The 5,060-nt window shown below is 32.4% G+C and carries 7 protein-coding genes; all 7 read right to left on the reverse strand.

The window, feature by feature from the left end; all coding sequences use genetic code 11:
* Nucleotides 1-865, reverse strand: an 865-nt coding sequence (locus Q0486_RS15585) for a transposase (protein WP_299235471.1), incomplete at its 3' end; no start/stop codon positions are given.
* A gap of 142 nt (nt 866-1,007) precedes the next feature.
* Entirely contained in the window at nt 1,008-1,382 is a 375-nt protein-coding gene (gene tnpB, locus Q0486_RS15590; protein WP_299235474.1) for an IS66 family insertion sequence element accessory protein TnpB, read from the reverse strand.
* Nucleotides 1,379-1,693: a hypothetical protein gene (locus tag Q0486_RS15595; protein ID WP_299235477.1), complete on the reverse strand. Its 315-nt coding sequence runs from the start codon at nt 1,691-1,693 to the stop codon at nt 1,379-1,381. The genes tnpB and Q0486_RS15595 overlap by 4 nt, the downstream gene beginning before the upstream one ends.
* A gap of 221 nt (nt 1,694-1,914) precedes the next feature.
* Nucleotides 1,915-2,730 (reverse strand): hypothetical protein, encoded by an 816-nt coding sequence (locus tag Q0486_RS15600; RefSeq protein ID WP_299235480.1) that lies wholly within the window; start codon nt 2,728-2,730, stop codon nt 1,915-1,917.
* A gap of 782 nt (nt 2,731-3,512) precedes the next feature.
* On the reverse strand, nt 3,513-3,914 hold the full coding sequence (locus tag Q0486_RS15605; protein WP_299235483.1) for a protein-export chaperone SecB: 402 nt from the start codon (nt 3,912-3,914) through the stop codon (nt 3,513-3,515).
* A gap of 16 nt (nt 3,915-3,930) precedes the next feature.
* Nucleotides 3,931-4,164 (reverse strand): hypothetical protein, encoded by a 234-nt coding sequence (locus Q0486_RS15610; protein WP_299235486.1) that lies wholly within the window; start codon nt 4,162-4,164, stop codon nt 3,931-3,933.
* Nucleotides 4,161-4,712: a hypothetical protein gene (locus tag Q0486_RS15615; protein WP_299235489.1), complete on the reverse strand. Its 552-nt coding sequence runs from the start codon at nt 4,710-4,712 to the stop codon at nt 4,161-4,163. The genes Q0486_RS15610 and Q0486_RS15615 overlap by 4 nt, the downstream gene beginning before the upstream one ends.
* Nucleotides 4,713-5,060: the final 348 nt, after the last annotated feature.

Below are 5,060 nucleotides of genomic sequence, written 5' to 3' on the forward strand. Positions count from 1 at the left end.
CCCACATCCAAGACTCACTGGAGGCTTTTTTCCCTTCCTCTTTATTACACTGGATGCGTGTCTCATCCATATGCAATACACCGCACGCCGTTAGTTTTTCCAAAATCCTGTTATATACAGGTTCCAGCCATTCCTCGCTGCAGCGGATGACCCAGTGTGCCATGTTATTTCTTGGCAGTACCAGACCCATTCGGTAAAAGTCGCTTTCCTGACGGTTTAATGGTATACCCATGGCAAACTTTTGGTACATAATCTGTGCTACAAGAGAATGGGTTGCAAGAGAATGCGGCAGTACTTTGGCAGGTACAGCAGCTTTTTGGAAATGCTCTTTTAAATGATTGTTTTTTCCAGTACCACATTCGGTACATTTGCCTATCTGGCGTATTACTTGTACAACTCGAATACGAGCAGGAATAAACTCCACTTCGGTACGCACGATTTCCTTACCAATAACTTTTAATGGAGCACCGCACACAGAACACGTTTCTTCTGGATTTATCACATATTCCTCTATTTCATGTGGAATTCCGGCAAGCAGTTCTGCACGTACCCCAGGTTGGCGTGGAACTCTCGTATGTGCTGCTACTGTGATTTTTTTCTTATCTTCCGAAAGTTGCTCTGCTAGTTTTTCTGTAGTCTCAAACAACTTTAACTGTTCTGGTGTTTCCGGTGTTGCTTCCGTAGAAGGTCCAAACAGTTTCTTACGGGCATGGAGCAGTGCCTGCATCATATTTTCGATTTGTATTTGTTGTTTCTTTATAATCTCATCTTTTTGTGCAAGCGCTTCCTTCTGTTTTGCTAATTCTGACTGTTGTTTTTTTACCAGTTCTCGCAACTGTAAAAGTTCTTCTAATTCTGTCACCATGCCCACCTTCTTTTCTCTAAACTCCTTGTCATTATTGTACTATAAAAACAATGTAGAAAAAAGACTGAAAATGCCGATATTTTCGCGATTTTCAGCCTTCTTTCTGTCATATGTTACAACAGAAATTTTTGAGTTTCTTTTCTTAATAACACGAGTTCTTCAAACTTCTTTTTACTTCATGGTGTGCTTTTTTCTGTTCGATAGAAAGTCCTTCTAATAGCCATTCCATTTGTTGCGGAGTAATCAGCCGTACTTCTTCCGCTTTCATGGGCCATTGAAATTTCATGCCTTCCAGTAGTTTCTTATGTGCCAATACAAATCCGTTTCGGTCATAGCGCAAAACTTTAATTGCATCCTTCTTTTTGTTGCAAAAAACAAAAACACTGCTTCCGTCAAACGGCTCCAGTTGAAATTTCATACTGACCAAGGCGGCTAAACTGGTTGATTGTTTGCGAAAATCTGTGAAACCGGGGGCAACATAAATATGTTCGGCATCTTTGATAAAACGGCTCATCATGCTTGTTTTAATAACCGAACGAGAGAAAGCAATGTTTCCTGATTAAACTGCTCAGGAACATACAACTTTACTCCACGAATAGAAAGCATTGGCTGATTGAGTGATTGTTTTGACGTCGGTGTTTGTAGTTCGTTGGTATATTCTACAAAAATGGGTTCCGATGCTGTCGAAGCAGTTCGTAGTTTTCGTTTCCAATAATGAAACTGTTTTTCGCTCACAGCATTTTGTCTACACCAGGAACAAATATCTATGCCGCTGTTCTCCCAGTCTGTAAGCCTAGATTCCCACAGTTTCTGTTTTGATATTTCCATAAAATTAAAAAACCTCCTTCGCTATACTTTTGAATGGAGTCAGTATAGCAGAAAGAGGTGTGATGGTATAGACGCCTTGTTTTGAGGCAGTTACTACATAGTTTTGTTTAATATGTCAAAACTAGCATTATAATATAGTAAGGGCAAGACCGATAAAATTGGCTTTGCCCTTCAAAAATTAGGGTAATGTAAAAAATTGTGTTTTTGTTTAAAATCTTCTCTTATTCAAAGCTATTAACTTCCTCCACTCGACGATAGAAGCGATTTCCGTTTTTTTCAATGGTTATTAAAAATTTGAAAACGTCGTCGTATTGATTCCAAATTAAAAGCTTGATTTCGTATTTTTTATATGCTAAATGTTGGGGAACATTACCTTTAAATAAATCATAATCTTTTAAGTTGTTATAAATTTCTTCAGTAATTGCGCATGTTGATGGTGTGGAAGAATTTAAGACTTCATCTATAACAATTTCAATCGTAGAATCTCTAGGAATGATGTCTGTGTAAAAATTATCTTCCACTTCATTAAAATTTAATTTCTGACCTTCAGATGTCCAAATATCAACAGAATAAATATGAATTTTTGTAATTAATGCACCAAAATTTTGTAAAGTTAGTGTAACGTTATGATGTTCTACAAAAAAATTATTATTACTGCCATTTGCATTCAGCATTAAAAATACTTCATCTCCTAAATAATCAAAATATGCTCGCATATAATGTTTTTCTTGATTACAACGTTGCATAAATCTTTGTTTATCATTAGATAACGTATCATAATTAGATGAAGTGACTACAGGTGAAAGCCTAACACCACCTTGATAAAATCTTTTCCATTTTTCTTTAATAAATTTATCTGCTATAGGATATAAGTAAGGTGTTATTTCTTGTTTGTTAATTCGATCAGAGAGATTCTGTTGTTTTTGTGATAACTTCTTTTCTTCTATTGCTACTTTATACAACCTAAATGACATATAAGTTGAAGCAATAATTGACATCAAGTCTAAACATATTGTAGGGTCAAAACAAAATTCCATATGTAGTTCCTCCTTTTGATAAATTTAAACAATTATGCTAACAAAAAGTTACGTTATAGTTTTGGTATGATTTAAAGTAAATTAAATCAGTATGTATTTTATTATAGGCCTATATTATACATATGCATTATAATTAAAAAAACATTGACATATTGTATGTTATCTGATATAATCAGAATGTATTTAGATTTATTGTTATATGATTTAGTAGTAGATATCACAACAATACTTAATATGGGAAATAATTTAAGTCAATAGGTTTTAATATAAAAGCATTAGTTGTACTTTAATGGTTATTTTTAAATAAAATATATTAGTTTAGTTGAATTATTAATAAAATTATAATTTATTTGTGTCAGATAATAGATAGTTTTTTGTAAAAGGTCACCATTTTTATATAATAGATATAGGATGGTGGCTATTTGTGGTTGTTTTTATGAAACATATTATCAGACAATTTAAAGTTTGTCAAGTGGATTTTTGAGTTAAATTGTAGAAAATTGCATTTTATTGGAAAAGAATAAAGGGTAATTAACAATTTGGCTGCATTTAAGGCACAGAGCGATGCTATTATTGCAAATCGTTATGATTCCTGTTTGGATGATGTGGAAGAGAAGGTTTATACAAGAGATTTGTTTAGAAGATACTAGAAGCACAATAATTGGTCGGAAATATACAGACATACAATTCTTGTAAAAAACATATTGCAAATTATTTTTAGAATAACGTTAGACTAAAAGGCTTTTTTATAAGCTTTCAGTCTAACGTTATTCTAAGTCATGTTAATGTTCACTATTTAATAAGGTATTGATATTCATAATAGGTAAAATGACAGGCTCAAAGCCAGGTTGAGAAGTTAATAACGTTAATTGGCTTCTTAAATAAGGAAATAAAATTGCGATTGCATTGTTAGTTATTAATTTTTGCCCCAGAATGGATTCATTTGTCAATTCAAAAATTCCTGAAATTTGAATTTCTATGTTATATTTTGATTCTAAAGCAAGTATTATTCCTAGACTAACTTTATATACATTTTCTATTATTAAATTAATTTGATGCTGAAATGCAATGGGTTCTTTGATATCAATTCTACATACATCATCCGAAAATCGTTCAAAAATCAGTTTATCAATAATGGTTTTATTTAAAGTGAGTATGCTTTTAGCTTCTTGAATATTGCTCATTTATGTTTGTGCTCCTTTATGCTGCTTGATTCATTAAATCTTCTTCGAGATAATTTGAAAAAGTATTACACTCTAAAAATGGTAAAATTTCAAGTTGTGGAGTCATATATTTATCAATAGTAAGAGTTAAATTTAATTCCATTTTTTCTTCGTTGGAAGTAGTATAGAATAATCCACCTTTTCCAGATTCTACAGTATTGATTTCGATTCCATACAGTTTAGCCAAATCTTCGAAAAATTGTTTTGTCATACTAGCCACTCTCCTTCCAGTACTGTTTTGCTTACAATATATTTATTATCACTTACACAAATATATTTTTCCAAAAAAGGTAATCCTAAATACTCGATATTTTCAATTTTTGGAGCATATGGAGGATTTTCTTTAGCAAATGTTTTGGAAAGAACGGCATATCCATGCTCTTGTTTGAATAAATCCATGAAAAAGCATTTGTATATTTGTGCAGCTTGTCGTTTGTCAGTTCCCTTTAATATAAGCTCTTGACCGGTTGCTTTGAGTGTTTCGGCTTTTGTTTTACAATAATTGCGAAAAGCATTATTATTTTGTCGGAGGTCTAAGTCTAAATAAGCAGAGTCTTCAATATCTATTTCTGCAATAATTGTTGTTATTTTATCTTTGTGATGTAACATATCAATATTAACGATGGCAGTATCTGCGTCCGCAAAAAAATAAATTCCTTGTCCTAGCCAGTGTTTTGGATTATGTTCGCATAGGAATCCATCTTTTAAGATAGATTCTATATTATGTACTTCTGTATTGTGGTAGCCTTTTAGTCTCATATAGTTCCTCGTAGCTTATATATTTCTTTTGTGTATATACATTATAACTGAAATAAGAGGGAAATTCAATATTTGCATAAAAAATCATACAAAAAAATACACTTGTATTATAGCTTATAGTTTCTGTAATCACACCATAGAATCTGTCATAAACATATCTTATGTAGTGTAATTTGTACTATAGAAAATATATCGCATGGAGGTAATAAATTATGAATATTAATGTAGATGAACAGCTTGGTAGGCGTTTATGGGATTTACGGAGGCGGTAAAGCTGTTTGCGAATACATACCTGACAAGCTACGATAGTAGCTATTCGGTTATGAGGAAGTAGCGAAAATCCAACTT

It is taken from the genome of uncultured Bacteroides sp. (genome assembly GCF_937912035.1).
Lineage (GTDB): Bacteria > Bacteroidota > Bacteroidia > Bacteroidales > Bacteroidaceae > Phocaeicola.